The 250-nt window shown below is 74.4% G+C and carries 1 pseudogene; it reads left to right on the forward strand.

Annotated elements, in window-relative coordinates:
* Positions 1–230, forward strand: a pseudogene (locus ACOADB_RS23430) (MerR family transcriptional regulator); the annotation flags it as partial.
* Positions 231–250: the final 20 nt, after the last annotated feature.

The raw sequence follows: 250 nt of genomic DNA on the forward strand, positions 1-250 counted from the left end.
TGACAGCCGCCGGCATCGGCATCGAAGGCGTGCGCCGGATTCTCGAGCTGGAGAACGCCGCGGCCGCCCTCCGGGCGCGCAACGCGGAGCTCGCCGCTGAGCTCGAGGCCGCCCGCGAGGCGCTCAACCAGGCGCTGGCCACGCGTCCGGCCGTCCCGCGGAGCAACCTGCCCGCGGTCCCGCAGGCCACGATCGGTCAGTCCGTCGTGGTCTGGCGCCGCAAGCCCTGAACGACCGTCACCTCGGGTAG

Origin of the sequence: Nocardioides sp. CPCC 206348 (genome assembly GCF_048654705.1) — a bacterium.
GTDB lineage: Bacteria > Actinomycetota > Actinomycetes > Propionibacteriales > Nocardioidaceae > Nocardioides.